Source organism: Mesorhizobium sp. WSM3859 (assembly GCF_002295065.1).
In the GTDB taxonomy this organism is placed as follows: Bacteria; Pseudomonadota; Alphaproteobacteria; order Rhizobiales; family Rhizobiaceae; genus Mesorhizobium.
In genome coordinates this window covers 121,856-140,707 of the sequence record NZ_NSGG01000003.1, presented here as the reverse complement: position 1 = coordinate 140,707, position 18,852 = coordinate 121,856, and the positions used below count along the sequence as shown (strand labels likewise).

Sequence of the window (18,852 nt, the reverse complement as noted above, 5' to 3'; positions counted from 1 at the left end):
AGGCGCGAGACGCGCGGCAGGTAGCCCGAAGGGGTTGCCGCCAGGAGCCGCGTCATGGACGGAAACACGGAAGGCCGCCGGCTTCGCAAGAAGCGGCGGCCTTTTCCGTATGGAGGCGGCTTTCGGGCGGCGTGACAGCCGCTACCTGGTCACCGTCAGCTTGTCGATATTGCGCACGATATCCTGGAAGGCCTGGTTGAGCTCGGTGCCGTTGGCGGCCTGGTAGAAATGCTTGCTGATGCCGGTGTCGGGACTGGCGCAGGACTGCAGCGTCGACTTGGCGTTCGTCTCGGTCAGCGCAAAGCCGACGGTGAATATCTCGATGCCCTGATCGCGCATGGCCGCGCAGAGCGTCGTCGCCGCAGTTCGCGTCTGCACCTTGCCGGCGTTGTTGTAGACCTGATCCGGGCCGTTGGCGTCGAAATAGGACAGGTTGAATTCGCCGTCGGTCATCAGGATCACATATTTCGCCACCTTCTTCGGATCCATCTTGGCCGGCCGTTGCGAGGCGCCCATCACGCTGCCCCAATTCTCCGAAAGCATGTACCAGGCCCATTGCACGCCGATATGGCCGGCGGTTCCGCCGGAAGCGACCAGGTCCTTGATGACGTTGTTCAGGGTCGACGCACTCGCGGTCAGCGGCTGAACCGTGGCAACGGGGCAGGCTGTTGTGTTGGTCTGCTGGGCGAAGGCCGACAAATAGAGGTCGCGGTTGACCATGCTGACATCCGGACCGGCATCCGAATATTGATAGGCGCCCTTGCGCTCGGTCGCGCAATTGTCCGGCCGTGTCGATGCCGAGACATATTTCGGATCGTCATTGGCGGGCGCTTGCTTGCGCTCGCTGGGCTTGGTCTCGACAAAGACCGTGCTAGCGGCAAGCGAGCCCACATTGACCGAATTGGCATAAGGCACGATCGCCACCCGCACGCGCGGATTGGTGGCGCTCTGGCCGGTCAGGAAGGAATTGACCGCGTTGCTCGCCGCCGTCCTCAGGTCCTTGATCTTCTGGCCCGCCATCGAACCGGTGACGTCCAGCATCATCGCCACCTCCACCGTCTTGTCCGAGTAGAGCGCGGTGGTCGAAGCGGTCACGCGCCGCATGCTGTCGGTGCTGAACAGCGGAAAGAAGAGGCCGACATCGGCATGCGCATCCGCCTGCACGGTGTTGGCCGTCTTGTCGACCGTAAGCTTGTCCAGCACGATCTGGTTGGCCTGCAGGATGCCGGCGGTGCTGTTGGCGTCGAGGAATGCCTGCACCGTTTTGCTGGCGTCGGCTTCCGTGATGATGCCGAGGGTGAGATCGCGGGCCGTCGAGGTCACGGCGGCGTCGACGACGCCCTGCAAGCTCGACCTCGCATTGTAGAGCTGCGAGATGTTGACCGCGAATCCCACACCCAGCGCGAGAACAGATACAGCGGCTCCGAACAGAACCGCGAAATTGCCTTCGCGATTCCGGGTAAAGTCGTCCACCCCACGAACGACACCTCTGAACTGCCGCATCCCTTCCGCCTCCATTGTTTTGCGGCACTGCGCCGCTCGGCAAAGGCGTTGCAGGATTTCGGCCAGACCCGGATAGTCTGCCGCCGAAAGACGCTTAGCAGGCAGTTAGCGCATTGTTTTTACTGGCTTTTGGCGGATTTATAGGTGAACGGGAAGTAAACAAAAATGCGCTGGCGAAGCAACCTTCACGAAGCGCTTACCATGACCTCGACAGCTGGCGCGGCCGTTCTCTCTTCGGCACAATCGAACTGTGCCGAAGCGGGTCAGCGGCAGCCATGAGCCGTGATGAAACAATACGGCGCTGGGTCTTTGGGCACCGGAAGCCCAGGAGGCCGTCCTTCGCAGGCCGGCCTCACCCGAATATCACCGACCTTAAGCCAGCATATGCGCGCTGACCGTCCGGTCGACGCCGTGATGCGGAGGATTGAAGCGATTGCCCTCCTGCTCGTAGGTCCAGACCTTGAACAGGGCAAGCCGGTGCGGACCGAAACTGTGCAGGAGCGGCACGTCGGTGGCGTCGCGGCCGCGCGCGATGACGACGCGGCCGATGCGCGGCCGGTTGTGGCGCGGATCGAACGTGTACCATTTGCCGTCGAGGAAGACTTCCATCCAGGCAGAAAAATCCATCGGCGCCGGATCGACCGGCACGCCGATGTCGCCGAGATAGCCGTTCACATAGCGCGCCGGAATGTTCATGCATCGGCAAAGCGTGATCGCCAGATGCGCGAAATCGCGGCAGACCCCGACGCGCTCCTCATGCGCCTGCGCCGCCGTGCGGTTGGCGCGTGCATAGCCGTAGCCGAAGGAAAGCCGGCTGTTGACATAGTTGACGATCGCCTGGACGCGCGCCCAGCCCGGCGGCAGATGGCCGAAACGCTGCCAGGCGATGTCGCTGAGATGATCGGTCTCGCAATAGCGGCTGCCGAGCAGGTAGACCAGCACGTCGTCGGGCAGTTCCGCGACCGGCGTTTCCCGCGCCAGCGTGTTGACCTCGTCGGTCTCGCCGCTGTCCTCGATCGCCGCGTCGTAGAGGATGCGGAAGCTTCCGGCGGGTGCCGTGAAGCGGCGGCATACATTGCCGTGGCGGTCGTGATAGGTCCGGGTCGGCACCGACGGCGAGGTCAGGACCCGCGTCTGCCGCTTGATGTCGGCATGCCGGTCGGGATGGATGTCGAGAAGCGAGATGATCGGCGTCGCCGCCGCGCATTCGATGGCGATTTCATAGCCGAGCCGTATCAGCACGCATGCCCCCTTTGGTGATTTTGGAAAGACAGCCCCTTCAACGCAACGAACCGGAGGTTGTTCCCACGCGCGGAATCGAAATGCGCGCATCTCGCCTTCTCAGCCAGCGATGGCCGGTCTAAACTGGGTACTACGTTTCGCTCTCCCAGAAAACGATTCTCCAGGAAAACCCGATGTTCGCAGGCTCAAAGTTCGCTGCCTTCCTGTTTGACATGGACGGCACGGTGCTCAACTCGATCGCCGCGGCCGAACGGGTGTGGACGAAATGGGCGGAGCGTCACGGGCTCGACGTGGCAAGCTTCCTGCCGACGATCCATGGCAAGCGGGCGATCGAGACGATTGCCGGACTAATGCTTCCGGGTGTCGATGCGGTTGCCGAAGCCAACGCGCTGCTCAAGGCCGAGGCGGACGATCTCGAAGGCATCGTTCCGATTCCCGGCGCCGTCGCCTTCCTGGAATCGCTGCCGCCTGAGCGCTGGGCCATCGTCACCTCGGCGCCGCGCGAGTTGGCGCTGCTGCGCATCAAGGCGGCCGGCATTCCGGTTCCCGGCATGATGGTGACGGCGGAAGACGTGACCCATGGCAAGCCGGCGCCGGATTGTTTTCTCCTGGCGGCAAAACGTTTTGGCGTCGAGGCGCGCGACTGCCTGGTCTTCGAGGATGCGCCGGCAGGCATCGCGGCGGGCGAGGCTTCCGGCGCTTCGGTGATGGTGATCAGCGCCACGCACGTCCACCCGCTCGTCACACCGCACCCGACGATCCGTTCCTATGATGAAATCGGCATTGCGACTGACGAAAGTGGTTTCATCGTTTTGTCGCCGACACGGGCGGCGGCTTAGTCCCTCGCACAGGGAGTTTGATGGATTGCAGACTTATCGGCAGGTGAGATTTTCACCGTTCGTTCTCATCAGAAGTCGCTCGCCAGCCCCTTGACCTCCCAGTCGCCATAGCGGCCGGGTTCGTTACCGCCGCGACCACCGATCTCCTTCGGCAATTGCGCTTCCGCCTCTCGGTAGTTCCGGCGACGCGCTTCTGCTTCGGCCAATGCGCGCTGCGCCGCTGGCGTCAGCGTTTTTTGTGGCTCTTCGGTCGTTGCAACTGCTTCGGTTTTGCTTGGCTGTTCGGTCATGTGATAGTCCCTGCCGATTGAAACGAAGGCCGGCGTTTCCCATCATATAGCCATGATGATGGGAGGATCGACCCCTATTCGCTGCCACGCCACACGGATGACACGATGAACACGCTTCGCACCGCCATGCTTCTTGCCGCGATGACGGCGCTGTTCATGGGCGTCGGCTACCTGATCGGCGGCTCGGGCGGCATGGTCATCGCGCTTTTGATCGCCGCCGGCACCAACCTGTTCAGCTACTGGAACGCCGACAAGATGGTGCTGTCGATGAACCGCGCCGTCGAGGTCGACGAGAAGAATGCGCCCGAATATTACGCGATCGTCCAGGGCCTGGCCAAGCAGGCCGGCCTGCCGATGCCGAAGACCTATCTGATCGACAACCCGCAGCCAAACGCCTTCGCCACCGGCCGCAATCCCGAGAACGCGGCGGTGGCGGCGTCCACGGGCCTGCTCGAGCGGCTCTCCCATGAGGAGGTCGCGGCGGTGATGGCGCATGAGCTTGCCCATGTGCAGCATCGCGACACGCTGACGATGACGATCGTGGCGACACTCGCCGGCGCGATTTCGATGCTCGGCAATTTCGCCTTCTTCCTCGGCGGCAGCCGCGAGAACAACAACCCGTTCGGCTTCGTCGGCGTGCTGGTGGCCATGCTGGTGGCGCCCTTCGCCGCCATGGTCGTGCAGATGGCGGTGAGTCGCACGCGCGAATACGAGGCCGACCGGCGCGGCGCCGAGATCTGCGGCCACCCGCTGTGGCTGGCCTCGGCGCTCGCCAAGATCGCGCGCGGCGCCGAACAGATCCCGAATGAGGATGCCGAGCGCAATCCGGCAATGGCGCATCTCTTCATCATCAATCCGCTTCACGGCGAGCGCATGGACAATCTGTTCTCGACCCATCCGAGCACGGAAAACCGCATCGCCGCGCTGCAGGAGATGGCGCGAGCGATGGGCGGCGCATCGCCGGCCGATCGGCGCGCGGCATCCGTGCCGCCCATCCAGCCCGAGGAGGCTCCGGCCGGTCCGTGGGGCAAGCCGGCGCAGCCCGCGCCGCCTGCCGAACCGCCGCAGCCAAGACCCAATCCCTGGGGCCGCAACCCGACCGGAACCCGCAACGCCGGGCGCAGGGGTCCCTGGTCGTGACGCCGCCGAGGCGCGGACAGCCAGGCAATCCGCAACGCAAGGCCGATGATGAGATAGGCGGCCTTGCCGCGCGCAAGGCGGCGGCGCGGCTGCTGGCTGCCGTCATCGATGCCCGCACGCCCTTGGACGGATTGACCGACAACGAGCACGGCCACCCGCAATACAAGGCGCTGGACGGGCGCGACCGCGCGCTGGTGCGCGCCATCCTGGTGACCGCGCTGCGCCATCGCATGACCATTGCCGGCCTGCTGTCCAGGCGGCTGGAAAAGCCGCTGCCGCCCAATGCCACCGCGCTCTCGCACATCCTCAATGTCGCCGCCGCGCAGATCCTGTTTCTCGATGTTCCCGACAGCGCCGCCGTCGATCTTGCCGTCACCCACGCCAAATCCGATCCGCGAACGCTGCGTTTCGCCGGCCTCGTCAACGGCGTGCTGCGTTCGCTTGCCCGCGCCAAGGAGGCCGAGCTTGGCCCGGCGCTTGCCGCCACCAACGAGGCGCCGCAATGGTTCTCCGAGCGGCTGACCGCCGCTTACGGCGCCGACAAGGCGCGCGCCATTCTCGCCGCGCATCGCAACGAGGCACCCATCGATTTCAGCGTCAAGGCCGATCCGGCGCACTGGGCCGAGCGTCTAAGCGGCATCGTTCTGCCCACCGGCACGGTGCGTGTCGAAAAGCTCTCGGCCCATGTCATCGACCTGCCCGGCTTCGCCGACGGCGCCTGGTGGGTGCAGGACACGGCCGCCAGCCTGCCGGCGCGCCTGTTCGGCGACATAAGTGGACAGCGCGTCGCCGACCTGTGCGCCGCGCCCGGCGGCAAGACGGCGCAGCTTATCGTCGCCGGCGCCAGCGTCACCGCGGTCGATACCTCCAAGAACCGGCTGGCGCGGCTGAAGCAGAACCTCGACCGCCTCGGCCTGACAGCCGAGCTCGTCCAGACCGACCTACTGGATTACCGGCCGGCGCAGTTGTTCGACGCCGTGCTGCTCGACGCGCCCTGCTCCTCGACCGGAACGGTGCGCCGTCACCCCGACGTACCGTGGACCAAGACCATGGCCGATGTCGAGAAGCTCGCCGCCCTCCAGCGCAATCTGCTTGCCCACGCCTTCACGCTGGTCAGGCCCGGCGGTCGCATCGTCTTTTCCAACTGCTCGCTCGACCCGATCGAAGGCGAGGAACTTTACCGCGCCTTCCTTGCCGAAACCCCCGGGGTGATCGACGACCCGATCCGCCCGGGCGAGTTCGCCGACGTCGATCCGTTCCTTACATCTGCGGGCGCGCTGCGCACGACGCCCGCCGACCTGACGCTTGAATCGCCAGGGATTTCCGGTCTGGACGGCTTCTTCGCCGCGCGCATGCGCCGAGCGACGCAGCGGCGTTAATTCGCGTTGACGTCCGGGGCGCCGGTTCTGCAGCGGAGCTCAGGAGATTTGCGGTGATTGCGCCAAACTTCGCGGCTTGCTGAACGCCGCAATGGCCGAACAGACGCCCGCAAACTGCAACGCCGCTCCAAGCCCTTCGGCGGGAGACGGCAATCGCCTCTCGAACATGAAGCCATAGGCGAGGCCGAACACCGTTTCGGCAACGATCAGTTGGGCCGACAGGGCGAGCGGCAGGCGGCGGGAAGCCACGACCCAGCACCATGTCGCGAACCACGAGCCGGCCAGGCCCATCACCGCGGCCCATCCGACAAAGCGGAAGACCTCGGAAGCTGAGACCGTGTCCGCCAGCACGAAAGAGGCCAGCGGCAGCAGAAGCAGGCCTCCGATGGCTGCACCGATGCCTTGAAGCCCTGTCCACTGCAGCCCGTCCGGCGCGTCGGGCGATCGCATCACGGCCGCATTTGCCAGCCCATAAGCAATCCAGATCACCAGCGCCATGCAGCTGGCGAGAATGCCAAGCGTGATCGACGCCGCATTGGAAACCTCCGCCGCGCCGATCGTCGCGACATTGACGATCGCCACGCCAACCGCAGTAAACGTCAAGGGCATGGCGAGCGCCTGCCACGGCACGGACCGATCCCGGAAGTTGGCCACGATCGCCAGGAACACCGGCATCGTGCCGATGACGACCGGCGGGATCGCCGCGCCCGCAAGCTGCACGGCAAACGCGGCGCTGACGAAATAGCCCACATATCCCGCGCCGCCGAGAAGCAGTCCCGTCAGGAGCCGCAAGGGCTTGAATCCGGCCGGGCGGAACCGTCGATCGAGCATCAGGAGGAGGCAGGCCAGACCGAAGATGCCATAGCGCGCAATGGTCAAATCCCATGCCGTGAACGGGGCGACGGCCCGAGGCGCAACAAAGGTCAGGCCCCACAGCGCGCAAGTGGCGAGGCCGGCAATAATCCCAAGCAGCATGATTTTCTCCTGTTGGGGGCCATCATGCAATTTGATTTGCCGTTTTATATGGAAGTATAGGGGATCGTCGGCTATTTTCCTTGCCATGACGAAGGCAAAACCTCCTCGAAACCTGCAATCTCGAAATTCGACGCTCGACGAGACCGACGCGCGCATTGTTGCCGCGCTCGATTCCGATGCGCGATTATCGATGAGCGAGCTCGCCCGGCTTGTCGGCATGTCGGCGCCGAGCGTGTCGGAACGGGTCCGCAGACTGGAAGCCGGCGGTGTCGTTCGAGGCTTCACCATCGATGTGGATACACGCGCGATCGGCTACGAGATCCGGGCGATGGTGAGGATCAGGCCGTTGCCCGGAAAGTTGCATCTGGTCGAGAAGCTCATTCAGGAGCAGCCGAAATTTGTCCAATGCGACAAGATCACTGGTGACGATCCTTTTCTTGCGCGCCTGGTCGTCCATTCGATCGAGCAGATGGACGATGTTCTTGAGTCTCTTTCCGAGCACGCCGTTACCAGCACGGCCGTGATCAAGGGGACCTCGGTCAAACGGCGATTGCCGCCCCTGTAGCGCGCGGATCTCGCCGGCAACCGCGGACACCTGCGGGGGGGACCCACGGCTCACTCTGCGCGACGAACCGACCTTTTTAGGGACGGCCCCGCCGTGGCGGCGTGAAGCGGTTCACTTAGGCGAATTCCGCCTTCGCATAAGTTCTTGAATCGCATAAGCTTGTGCTTGGGTTACGGGGACATCAGGAGGGCTTTTGGCACTTGTTGCCGGCAGCACGACGCGTCTATGGACGCTTGTCGCGAAGGAGTTCTGGCGCAAGACGCGCCGGCGTTTGCGCGCCGGTCCGGTCTATCGCTGGCGCTATTCCGGCCGCACGCCTGAACGTGTCCTGATCGCCCCGCCGGATTTGCGGCTCGCCGATCCGCAGATCGCGCTGGAGATTTATTACGGCCGCTACCCGCTGTCCGGCCATCTGGTCGAGACGGGCGGCACCTCGCCTTTTCAGCTCGACGTGCCCAATCGCGGCTGGCAGAAATCGCTGCATGGCTTCCGCTGGCTGCGCCATATGCGCGCCGCCGGCACCGAGCTCGCCGCCGCCAATGCCAGGGCGCTGGTGACCGACTGGATCGCCATGCACGGCAACCAAATTTCCGGCGTCGCCTGGGAGCCGGGAACGACGGCCAAGAGGGTGATCGCCTGGCTGCAGCATTCCTCGGTGGTGCTGCAGGGCGCCGAATTCCCGTTCTATCGCGCCTTCCTCAAATCGCTTGCCGTGCAGATCCGCTACCTGCGTTCGATGGCGCGCGAGATGCCGGATGGCGAGGCCAGATTGCGCGCCCGCATCGCGCTCGCCTTCGCCGCGCTGTCCCTGCCGGCGCCGGCCTCGGCGCTGCGTTCCGCGACGCGCCACCTGGCCGAGGAGCTGGAGCATCAAATCCTGCCCGATGGCGGCCACATCTCGCGCAAACCGATGGCGGTGCTGGAGTTGCTCGCCGATCTCCTGCCGCTGCGCCAAACCTATGCCAACCAGGCCGAAGCGCCGCCGGCGGCCCTGATCGGAGCCATCGACCGCATGTTGCCGGCGCTGCGTTTCTTCCGCCATCAGGACGGCAGCCTTGCCCGCTTCAACGGCATGGGCGCCACCATCCATGACCGCATCGCCACCATCATGCGCCATGACGACACGGCGGGCGCCCCGCTGCTGCACGCGCCGCATTCCGGCTATGAGCGCCTTTCGATGGGCGGCGTGACGATTATCGCCGACACCGGCCTGCCGCCGCCGATCGATGTCTCCAACGCAGCACACGCCGGCTGTCTCGCCTTCGAACTCTCGTCCGGGCGCCAGCACTTCATCGTCAATGCCGGAATTGATACGTACGGCGCCCCGGAATTCCGGCCGCTGGCCCGCGCCACCGCCGCGCATTCGACCGCCACGATCAACGACACCTCGTCGGCGCGCTTCAGCCACTCGCTGCGCGTCAGCGACCTTTTGGGTTCACCGCTGATCGGCGGCCCGCAGCACGTGCCCTGCAAGCGCCTCGACCAGCAGGGCATGCAGGGCTTCGTCGCTCGCCATGACGGCTATGTCCAGCAATTCGGCTTCCTGCATGAGCGCGAGCTGAAGCTTGGCACGAACGGCAACGTGCTGACCGGCCGCGACCGGTTCCTGCGCCAAGGCGGCGGGACGATCCGCAACAATGGCCGGGACTTCGTCACGGTGCGCTTCCATGTCCATCCCGACATCAGCTTGCTGCAGGACGACCACGACCGGCTGACGCTTGCCGCCGCGCAAGGCGACAGCTGGGTCTTCACCTGCGCCGAAGTGGTGCCGGAGGTCGAGGAATCGATCTATTTCGCCGGCCTGAGCGGCCCGCGCCGCAGCCGGCAGATCGTGCTCGCTTTCAAGGCCTCGGAAATTGCCGAGGTCCACTGGCAGCTGACCCGCACCGATATCGCCGGCTATCCCGAAAGCAACTGAGCCTGCCCGGCAAACGCGGCTGCGCGCCTGACCCCAGATTCACTTGATTTCCGGGGCTCATATGCTAGGGCCGGCCAACGTCCCTTCCAACAGCTCTGAAAGGCCGCCCGCCATGGCCGTGCCCACAAAAAACATTCCGGCGCCGGATCTCGTTCCGGTGCGCCGCGCCCTGCTTTCCGTCTTCGACAAGACCGGTCTAGTCGACTTTGCCAAAGCGCTCACCGCTGCCGGCGTCGAACTGGTCTCGACGGGCGGCACGGCAAAGACCATCGCCGAGGCCGGCCTTGCGGTGCGCGATGTTTCCGAGCTAACCGGCTTTCCCGAGATCATGGACGGCCGGGTGAAGACCTTGCATCCTTCGGTGCACGGCGCGCTGCTCGGCATCCGCGACGATGCCGATCATGCCAAGGCCATGCGCGACCATCACATCGAGCCGATCGACCTTCTCGTCTCGAACCTCTATCCGTTCGAGGAGGTCCGCCACTCCGGCGCCGGCTATGCGTCGATCGTCGAGAACATAGACATCGGCGGACCGGCGATGATCCGCGCCGCAGCCAAGAACCACGCTTACGTCGCCATCGTCACCGACCCTGCCGACTACGCTTCCGTCATCAACGCGTTGAAGATGAATCTCGGCTCGCTGTCGCTCGAGTTCCGCAAGATGCTGGCGGCCAAGGCCTTTGCCCGCACCGCAACTTACGACGCGGCGATCTCCGGCTGGTTTGCCGAAGCGCTGGACATCGAGCACCCGACATGGCGCGCTTTCGGCGGCCGGCTCGACCAGGTGATGCGCTATGGCGAGAACCCGCATCAGAATGCGGGCTTCTATCTCTCGGGAGACAAGCGGCCGGGTGTCGCCACCGCCAGGCAACTGCAGGGCAAGCAGCTCTCCTACAACAACATCAACGACACCGATGCCGCCTTCGAGCTCGTCGGCGAGTTCGATCCGGCCCGCTCGGCGGCGATCGCCATCATCAAGCACGCCAACCCCTGCGGCGTCGCCGAAGGCTCGTCGCTGAAGGCGGCCTACGCCAAGGCGCTGGCTTGCGACCCGGTCTCGGCCTTTGGCGGCATCGTCGCCATGAACCGCATCCTCGACGCCGAGGCGGCGGAGGAGATCGTGAAAATCTTCACCGAGGTGATCATCGCGCCGGACGCCACCGACGAAGCCGCCGCGATCGTCGCGGCGAAGAAGAATTTGCGCCTGCTGGTCACCGGCGGCCTGCCCGACCCGCGCGCCGCCGGCACGACGGTGAAGTCGGTCGCTGGCGGGCTCCTGGTGCAGAGCCGCGACAATGCCGTGGTCGACGACCTCGAATTGAAAGTGGTGACCAAGCGCGCGCCGACGCCGGCCGAACTGGCCGACCTCAAATTCGCCTTCCGCGTCGCCAAGCACGTGAAGTCCAACGCTATCGTCTATGTGAAGAACGGAGCGACGGTCGGCATCGGCGCCGGCCAGATGAGCCGCGTCGATTCCTCGCGCATCGCCGCCCGCAAGGCGCTCGACGCGGCCGAAGCCGCGGGCCTCGCCCAACCGCTGACTAAGGGCTCTGTCGTTGCCTCAGACGCCTTCTTCCCCTTCGCCGATGGGCTGTTGTCGGCGATCGAGGCCGGCGCCACGGCTGTCATCCAGCCCGGCGGCTCGATGCGCGATGACGACGTCATCGCCGCCGCCGACGCGCACGGCATCGCCATGGTGTTTACCGGGATAAGGCATTTTAGGCATTAGCGCTGTTTCCTTCTCCCCTTGTGGGAGAAGGTGTCGCCGAAGGCGACGGATGAGGGGTGCTCCAGGGAATGAGACGTTGACGATTGCGGCTTTAAACGAGCGTACTCGCCAAGCTGGAACACCCCTCATCCGTCTCGGCGCTGCGCGCCGATCCACCTTCTCCCACAAGGGGAGAAGGAGAGAGCTACTCCACCGGCTTGTCCGCCGGATAGGGCGTCCAGATCAAGATCGCCATGCCGATGCCGAGGAACAGCACGATTGTCGCCATGCCGAGCCGATCCGAGCCGCTGGCCAGACCGACCGTTGCCACCATGAATGGCGCCAGAAAACTCGTTGCCCGTCCGGCCAGCGCATAGATGCCGAAATAGCGTCCCGACTCTGCCGCAGTGACGCTGCGCGCCATATAGGAGCGCGACGATGCCTGCACGGGGCCGAAGGCAAGCCCGATCAACAGACCATAGAAAATGTAGGCCTTTTCCGCCGCTGTGCCGAACAGGCCACCTGAATCAGCGGTGGACAACTGCACAATGCCGAGCAGCGTGAAACCCGGACCGGTCGAGACAATGCCGATTGTCGCGATGCTGAGCAGCACAAGCGAGACGATCACTATGGTCTTCGAGCCGAGCCGGGTGTCCAGAAAGGCAGCGCCCCAGCAGCCAAATATGGCGACGACATTTAGGATGATGCCGAAGATCCCGACCTCGGTAATCGACCAGCCGAACATCTTAGCGGCGAAGGCAGCGCCCAGCGCCAGAAGCGCGTTGACGCCATCCTGGTAGATCATGCGGGCAATCAGGAAGCGAAAGATGCCGCTGCGCTGGCGCACTTCAGCCAAGGTCGACTTCAGTTCCGACAGGCCCTCGCGAACCGCTCGCCCGATCGGAATGCCTTTTATGGCGTCCGGCGTGAAGAAGAACATCGGCAAGATGAACAGAAAATACCAGGCGGCCGACATCGGCCCGGTGAAGCGCGCGTCCTCGCCGAGTTTCGGGTCCAGCCCGAAGAGCGGGTCGATGCCGATGATCGTCTTGCCGGTCTCTGGCGAGCCCGCCAGACAGGCAATGACGAAGATCAGCGCGATCATGCCGCCGAGGTAGCCGAGCCCCCAGGCGATGTTGGAGATCCTTCCGATCTCGCTCTTCGGCACCAGACGCGGCATCATCGAGTCGTTGAAGACAGTCGAGAATTCTGCGGCCACCGAAGCCAGCGAGAACAAAGCCACGATCAGGAAGAGGTTTGATCCGGGCGCCGCAAACCACAGCAGACTAAGACTGGTGATCTTGATTGCCGCGAAAAACGCGATCCACGGCTTGCGCGGCCCGGTCTGGTCGGCGATCGAGCCGAGCACGGGCGAGAGCACCGCGATGACCAGGCCAGCAGCGGCGATGCCGTAGCCCCATACGGCTAGGCCGGTATTTGGATCGCTCGCCATGCGCGAGACGAAATACGGTCCGAAGATGAAAGTGGTGACGACGGTGAAGAAAGGCTGCGCCGCCCAGTCGAAGAACATCCAGCCCCAGATGCCGCGCCCCGATGCCCGCTGCACTGTCTCTACTGCCGCCATGCTTTCTCCCCTGGCACCGCTCATGTCGGGGGCCATGTCTGCATGTTTTTCATGACGGCGCAAATAGGCTCGGCTTGCGGCCTGCGACGGCCGTCGCGCAGCCGAAGAAGAAGCGTTTGAACTCCACTTCCAGCCCTTCGCCCCTCAGCATTTCGGCCACATGCGAGGCATCGCCGAAATTGGTGGAATAGGTGCCGATCATCGCAAAATCCCGCGCGCCTCTGAGAAATATCCTTTCAACCAACGGCAACATGACTTTCAGATGGAACAGATAAAGCGGCCGCAGCCACCAGCCCTTCGGGTCGGATGCCTCGATCATGCAGAAAACGCCACCCGGCTTGAGGCATCTTGCGACCAGCTTGGCCAGTCTGGCGTGCTGCTCGCGATTGAACGTCTTCAGGCCGAAGGTCGAGACGACGAAGTCGGCGCTGGCATCGGGCAAGTCGCTGGCCAGCACGTCGTCCTCGATGAAGGCGATCTTGTGGGCACGATGGGCATGCAGACGTTGCATGGCGCGCCGGTGCATGCCTGATGAGATGTCGACTGCGGTGATGGCGCAGATATCGGGAAAGCGCTTGAGCAGATGCGGCCAGCCCTCGCCGGTCCCTGCCATCAGGTCGTAGCCGGTTGGCTGCGCCGTCTGCGGCGCAGGCATCCGCTCGACACATTGCCGGCGCCAGCGCTCGGTAAAGCCGAACGAGCAGATCAGGCTGAAGGTGATGTAGCGCCCGGAGCAGCGGTCGAAGACACCTTTGACGAACTGTGCGTCATAGATGTCCTCAGCCAATGCCGGATCGTCCGTCCCTCCAATGGGTCGGCCGGCGGGCGCTGGTCGCCCCGAATGCTCTTCTTCCAGCAGCTCACATCCCCGTCAGGTCGGTCGTCAGGCCGGACGCCACCGACAGCCGCGACACGGTGATGTCGCCGCCCTCGGTCAGCGCCTGAAGCCGCTCGCGGATGCGGGCGACGCGCTCGCCGCCGGCCTCCAGCCACGCCGCGACCGGATCCGCCGCCGTGCCGTGCGCGGTCAGAGCCGCCACCGCGATGCCGCGCCGCGCCACGCCGATCGTGTCGGTCGCGCGCGACAGCGCCAGCTGGTCGTAATAGTCCGGCGGCATGATCGAGCGCGCAGCTTCCTCGACGCGCGGGATGCGGAAAGCGTCGCTGACGGCGAAGAAGGCCTTGGCCGCGGCGACGATGTCGGCATTGGCGGTGCGGGCGGTGAGCGCGATGTCGGGGATCAGCTCGGCCACCTCGGCCAAAGCGAGCTGCCCGGCGAGCTTCTCCGGCGCGCCACCCTTGAACAGGCCGTGCCGCCGCTCCTCGATCCGCTCGCGCGAGAACGCCGGCAGCAGCGACACCAGCTTCGATTCCAGCGCCTTGCGGGCCTCCTGCAGCTCGACGATGCGCTGGCCGAGCGGCGCGGAGCCGGCTTCGTTCTTCAGGTACCAGCCGCTGGTCACAAAGATGAGCCGGCTGACGGCCTGATAGAGATCCAGCTGGGTCTGTCCGTCGATCTGGTTGTCGAGCGCGTCGATCTCGCGATAGAGCGCGGGCAGCGCAAAGCCGTCGCGGACCACGGCGAAGGTGCGCACGACATCGGCCGCCGGCCGCCCGGTGGCCTCCTGCAGCCGGTTGACGAAGGATGGTCCACCGCGATTGACGAGATCGTTGGCGACGACGCGCGCGATAATCTCGCGCCGCAGCCTGTGGTCACGGATCTCGCCGGCGAATTTCTTGGCCATGCGCTCCGGGAAATAGCCCATCAGGTCGCGGTCGAAATGCGGATCGTCCGGCACGTCGCTGGCGACGATGTCGGAGAACAGCACGATCTTGGCATAGGCGAGCAGCACGCCGAGCTCGGCCCTGGTCAGCGGCTCGCCGCGCGCCTCGCGCTCGGCAAGCGCCGCCGGCGAAGGCAACGTCTCGACGGCGCGGTCGAGCAGGCCGCGCGCCTCCAGCGCCGTCATGAAGCGGGCCTGGTGCGCGATGTCGGCCAGGCCCCGCTTGCGCGCGAGCGACAGCGCCAGCGTCTGCTGGTAGTTGTTGGAGAGCACCAGCGCGCTCACCTCGTCGGTCATCTCGGCGAGCAGCTTGTTGCGCGCCGGCCGCGTCAGCGAGCCTTTGCGCATCGCGGAAGCCAGCGCGATCTTGATATTGACCTCGACGTCGGAGCAGTTGACGCCGCCCGAATTGTCGATGGCGTCGGAGTTGCAGCGGCCGCCATTCAGGCCGAACTCGATGCGCGCCCGCTGCGTGACGCCGAGATTGGCGCCCTCGCCGATCACCTTGGCACGCACATCGAGCGCGGTGACGCGGATGGCGTCGTTGGCGCGGTCGCCGACATCCTGATTGCTTTCGCCGGAAGCCCGCACATAGGTGCCGATGCCGCCGAACCACAGAAGGTCGACCGGGGCCTTGAGAATGGCGTTCATGATCTCGACCGGCGTCGCCGTGGTCTTGGCGAGCCCGATCGCGACGGCGGCCGCCTGCGGCAGCGTGATCGATTTCTGGTTGCGCGAGACGATGACGCCCCCTTCCGACAGCTTCGACTTGTCATAGTCCTGCCAGGACGAGCGCGGCAGCGCGAACATGCGCTGGCGCTCGGCCATCGAGGCCGCCATGTCCGGATCGGGATCGATGAAGATATCGCGGTGATCGAAGGCGGCGATCAGCCTGGTGGCCGGCGACAACAGCATGCCGTTGCCGAACACGTCGCCCGACATGTCGCCGACGCCGACGACGCTGAAGGGCGAGGTCTGGATGTCGCGGTTGATCTGGCGGAAATGCCGCTTCACCGCTTCCCAGGCGCCCTTGGCCGTGATGCCCATCTTCTTGTGGTCATATCCGGCCGAGCCGCCGCTGGCGAAGGCATCGTCCAGCCAGAAGTGGTGCTTCTCGGAAATCGCGTTGGCGGTGTCGGAGAAGGTCGCCGTGCCCTTGTCGGCGGCGACGACGAAATAGGGATCGTCAGGATCGCGCCGCACCACGCCGGCCGGCGGGATGACACCGTCGACGCCGATATTGTCGGTGATCGAAAGGAGGCTGGAGACGAAGTTCTTGTAGGCCGAGGTGCCGGCCTCGAAGATCGCGTCGCGGCCGCCGCCGGCCGGCAGGCGCTTCGGGAAGAAGCCGCCCTTGGCGCCGACCGGCACGATGACCGCGTTCTTGACCTGCTGCGCCTTCACCAGACCCAGCACCTCGGTGCGGTAATCCTGGGCGCGGTCCGACCAGCGCAGGCCGCCGCGCGCCACCGGGCCGAAGCGCAGATGCACACCCTCGACCTCGGAGCCGTAGACGAAGATCTCGCGCCATGGCCGCGGCGCCGGCAGGCCCTCGACCGCCTGCGAGTCGAGCTTGATTGCCAGCGACTGCCCCTTCGCTTTCGTATCGGCTACGAAATGGTTGGTGCGCAGCGAGGCCTCGATGAGGTTGAGATAGCGGCGGATGATGGTGTCGTCGTCGATATTGGGCACCTCCTCCAGCGCATCCTTGATCTTGGCCTTGAGGTGCTTGGCCGCGACCGCGCCGTCGCCTTCCGCCATCGGCCCGAGCCGGGCGACGAACAGTTGATGCAGGCCGCGCGCGATCTCCGGATAGCGGTTGAGCGCCGCGGCGATGAAATCCTGGCTCTGCGGGATGCCGGCCTGCTGCAGATAGCGGCCATAGGCGCGCAGGATGGTGATCTCGCCCGACCACAGGCCGGCCGTCTGCGCCAGGCCGTTATAGCCATCATTGTCGACGTCGCCGCGCCAGACCGAGAGGAAGGCGTCCTCGAACAGCGCGCCGCCATCGGTAAGATCTATTCGTGCGCCGTAACTGTTCTCCAGCTCCATGTCATGGATGAAGACCTTGCTCGCCGGGTCGTCGCCAACCTCGAAGGTGCGCTCGCTGATGACGCGGAAGCCGATATTCTCCAGCACCGGCACGCGCCGCGACAGCGCCACCGGTCTGCCATGGTGGTAGATCTTCAGCGCCGCCTGGTTCGGCTTCTGCCCGGCATGGCGGTAATAGTCGATGGCGATCGGATTGTCGGCGCTGATCTTGGCGATGCGCCCGGCATCGGCCAGCGCCACGGCTGCGGAGAAAGTGTCGCGATAGCTTTCGGGGAATCGGGCCGCGATCGCTTTCAGCGCCGGATCGCTGCCGGCCGCTTCCGCGGCTTCGGAGAGCGCGTCTTCCCAGGTGCGCACGATGTCGCGGATCGCGGCTTCGATCGTCGACTGCTCGACCTTCGGCGTTTTGCCGCCGGAGCGGCCGATGATGAAATGCACGCGCGCCAGCCCGCCTTCCGGGAAGGCCGGGTAATAGGCCGACAGCCGGCCCTCGAACACGGTCTTGAGATAGGCGCCGATCTTCTCGCGCACGACGCTGTCATAGCGGTCGCGCGGCACGAAGACGAGGATCGAAACGAAACGATCGAACTGGTCGACGCGCACCAGCGCCCTGATCCGCGGCCGCTCGACCAGGCCGAGAATGGCATTGGCATGCTTTCTGAGGACCGGCACCGGAACCTGGAACAACTCGTCGCGCGGATAGCTCTCCAGCACGTTGATCAGCGCCTTGCCCGAATGGTCGTTCGGATTGAAACCGGACTTGGCAATGATCGTTTCGGCCTTTGAGCGCAGATACGGGATCTTCATCACCGAGCGCGTGTAGGCGGTCGAGGTGAAAAGGCCGACGATGCGCAGTTCGCCCGCGAGCGCGCCTTTTGGCGTGTAGGTCTTGATGCCGACATAGTCGAGATAGATGCGGCGGTGCACCAGCGACTTGGCGTTCGCCTTGGTGACGATCAACGGCTCCGGTCCGTGCAGGAAGGCGCGGATCTCTGGCGTCGTGGTCACCGCCTCGGTGCCGCGCCGCAACACCAGCACATCGGGATCCGACAGGATGCCGAGGCCCGGCTTGTCGGCGCGCTCCAGCGTGCCGCTCTCCTCGCCGCCGACATATTTGAACTCGCGCATGCCGAGGAAGGTGAAATTGTCGTCTCGCAGCCATTCGAGGAAGGCGATCGCCTCGGCAACGCTCTTCTTGTCGAGCGGCACCGCGGAATAGCGGAACTCGGAAATCGCCTGGTCGAGGCGGGCGAGCATCCGCTTCCAGTCGACAACCGCGGCCCGGACCTGGGAGAGCATCTTGCGCATCCGCTCGGTAAGGCCCTTTGCCTCCTCGGCGGTCAGCCTTGGAATGTGGACGTGGACGACGCTCAGCCGGTCGTGCTCGTCATCCTCCTTGCCGCCATCGCCAAGCACCTCGGCCACGCCGTTCTTGCCGTGGCGTACGGTAACGATCGGATGGGTGACCAGCGTCGGCTCGCCGCTCGTCTCGGTGATCTCGCCAAGGATGGAATCGAACAGGAACGGCATGTTGTCGTTGACGACGGTGATGACCGTGACCGGCCGGCCGTCGCAGGCAACGCCCGAATCGGCCTCGACGGCGACGACGCTTTCGCCCTTCCGGTGCCTGGCCACCGCTTGGGCGGCGAGCGCTCCGGCGCGTTCCAGGTCGGCCGCGTCATAGGCCGCGATATCCTCGGCGGGTGCCCGCGCAAGCAGATAGTCGGCAAGCCTTGCGGGCTTCTCCTCCGCTTTCACCGCGGCTGCCGCTTTCTTCTTCGGCTTGGATTTCACGCTGGCCATGACGCTATTCCTCCCGTCTTATGCTTTTACGGCTATGGTAGCCAGATGAGCGCTGTTTGGCGACAAAGG

13 protein-coding genes are annotated in these 18,852 nt (G+C 65.0%); 6 read left to right on the top strand and 7 right to left on the bottom strand.

The window, feature by feature from the left end:
* Window positions 1-141 precede the first annotated feature (141 nt).
* Window positions 142-1,503 (bottom strand): pilus assembly protein, encoded by a 1,362-nt coding sequence (locus CK230_RS07505; protein WP_095816961.1) that lies wholly within the window; start codon window positions 1,501-1,503, stop codon window positions 142-144.
* Between the two features lie 372 nt (window positions 1,504-1,875).
* Window positions 1,876-2,745 carry a transglutaminase family protein gene (locus CK230_RS07500; protein WP_095816574.1) on the bottom strand — a complete coding sequence of 290 codons (870 nt, stop codon included), beginning with the start codon at window positions 2,743-2,745 and terminating at the stop codon, window positions 1,876-1,878.
* Between the two features lie 173 nt (window positions 2,746-2,918).
* Here CK230_RS07500 and CK230_RS07495 point away from each other — a divergent pair, with 173 nt between their 5' ends.
* Window positions 2,919-3,584 carry an HAD-IA family hydrolase gene (locus CK230_RS07495; RefSeq protein WP_095816573.1) on the top strand — a complete coding sequence of 222 codons (666 nt, stop codon included), beginning with the start codon at window positions 2,919-2,921 and terminating at the stop codon, window positions 3,582-3,584.
* 68 nt (window positions 3,585-3,652) lie between these two features.
* On the opposite strand, the gene CK230_RS07490 is transcribed toward CK230_RS07495, so the two are convergent.
* Window positions 3,653-3,874: a DUF1674 domain-containing protein gene (locus CK230_RS07490; protein ID WP_095816572.1), complete on the bottom strand. Its 222-nt coding sequence runs from the start codon at window positions 3,872-3,874 to the stop codon at window positions 3,653-3,655.
* Between the two features lie 105 nt (window positions 3,875-3,979).
* Between CK230_RS07490 and htpX the strand changes: the two genes are divergently transcribed.
* Entirely contained in the window at window positions 3,980-5,014 is a 1,035-nt protein-coding gene (gene htpX / locus CK230_RS07485; protein WP_095816571.1) for a zinc metalloprotease HtpX, read from the top strand.
* 53 nt (window positions 5,015-5,067) lie between these two features.
* Entirely contained in the window at window positions 5,068-6,393 is a 1,326-nt protein-coding gene (locus tag CK230_RS07480) for an RsmB/NOP family class I SAM-dependent RNA methyltransferase (RefSeq protein ID WP_245429869.1), read from the top strand.
* Between the two features lie 39 nt (window positions 6,394-6,432).
* Here CK230_RS07480 and CK230_RS07475 read toward each other — a convergent pair whose 3' ends face one another.
* Window positions 6,433-7,368, bottom strand: coding sequence for a DMT family transporter (locus CK230_RS07475; protein ID WP_095816570.1), 936 nt, complete (start codon window positions 7,366-7,368; stop codon window positions 6,433-6,435).
* Between the two features lie 85 nt (window positions 7,369-7,453).
* On the opposite strand from CK230_RS07475, the gene CK230_RS07470 reads away from it, so the two are divergent.
* The 3 genes from CK230_RS07470 to purH all read left to right on the top strand — a co-directional run bounded on the left by CK230_RS07470 (window position 7,454) and on the right by purH (window position 11,580).
* Entirely contained in the window at window positions 7,454-7,933 is a 480-nt protein-coding gene (locus tag CK230_RS07470; RefSeq protein WP_095816569.1) for an Lrp/AsnC family transcriptional regulator, read from the top strand.
* A gap of 193 nt (window positions 7,934-8,126) precedes the next feature.
* Window positions 8,127-9,851, top strand: a complete 1,725-nt coding sequence (locus CK230_RS07465; RefSeq protein WP_095816568.1) for a heparinase II/III family protein — start codon at window positions 8,127-8,129, stop codon at window positions 9,849-9,851.
* A 112-nt stretch (window positions 9,852-9,963) separates the two neighbouring features.
* On the top strand, window positions 9,964-11,580 hold the full coding sequence (gene purH, locus CK230_RS07460; protein ID WP_095816567.1) for a bifunctional phosphoribosylaminoimidazolecarboxamide formyltransferase/IMP cyclohydrolase: 1,617 nt from the start codon (window positions 9,964-9,966) through the stop codon (window positions 11,578-11,580).
* Between the two features lie 184 nt (window positions 11,581-11,764).
* Here the strand turns inward: purH and CK230_RS07455 are convergent, their stop codons facing one another.
* The 3 genes from CK230_RS07455 to CK230_RS07445 form a co-directional block, all read right to left on the bottom strand.
* The gene (locus CK230_RS07455) at window positions 11,765-13,144 is read right to left on the bottom strand and encodes an MFS transporter (protein WP_095816959.1); all 1,380 of its coding nucleotides are present in this window, start codon (window positions 13,142-13,144) and stop codon (window positions 11,765-11,767) included.
* A 49-nt stretch (window positions 13,145-13,193) separates the two neighbouring features.
* Window positions 13,194-13,931, bottom strand: coding sequence for a class I SAM-dependent methyltransferase (locus tag CK230_RS07450; protein WP_095816566.1), 738 nt, complete (start codon window positions 13,929-13,931; stop codon window positions 13,194-13,196).
* A gap of 73 nt (window positions 13,932-14,004) precedes the next feature.
* Window positions 14,005-18,783: an NAD-glutamate dehydrogenase gene (locus CK230_RS07445; RefSeq protein ID WP_095816565.1), complete on the bottom strand. Its 4,779-nt coding sequence runs from the start codon at window positions 18,781-18,783 to the stop codon at window positions 14,005-14,007.
* Between the last annotated feature and the right edge of the window lie 69 nt (window positions 18,784-18,852).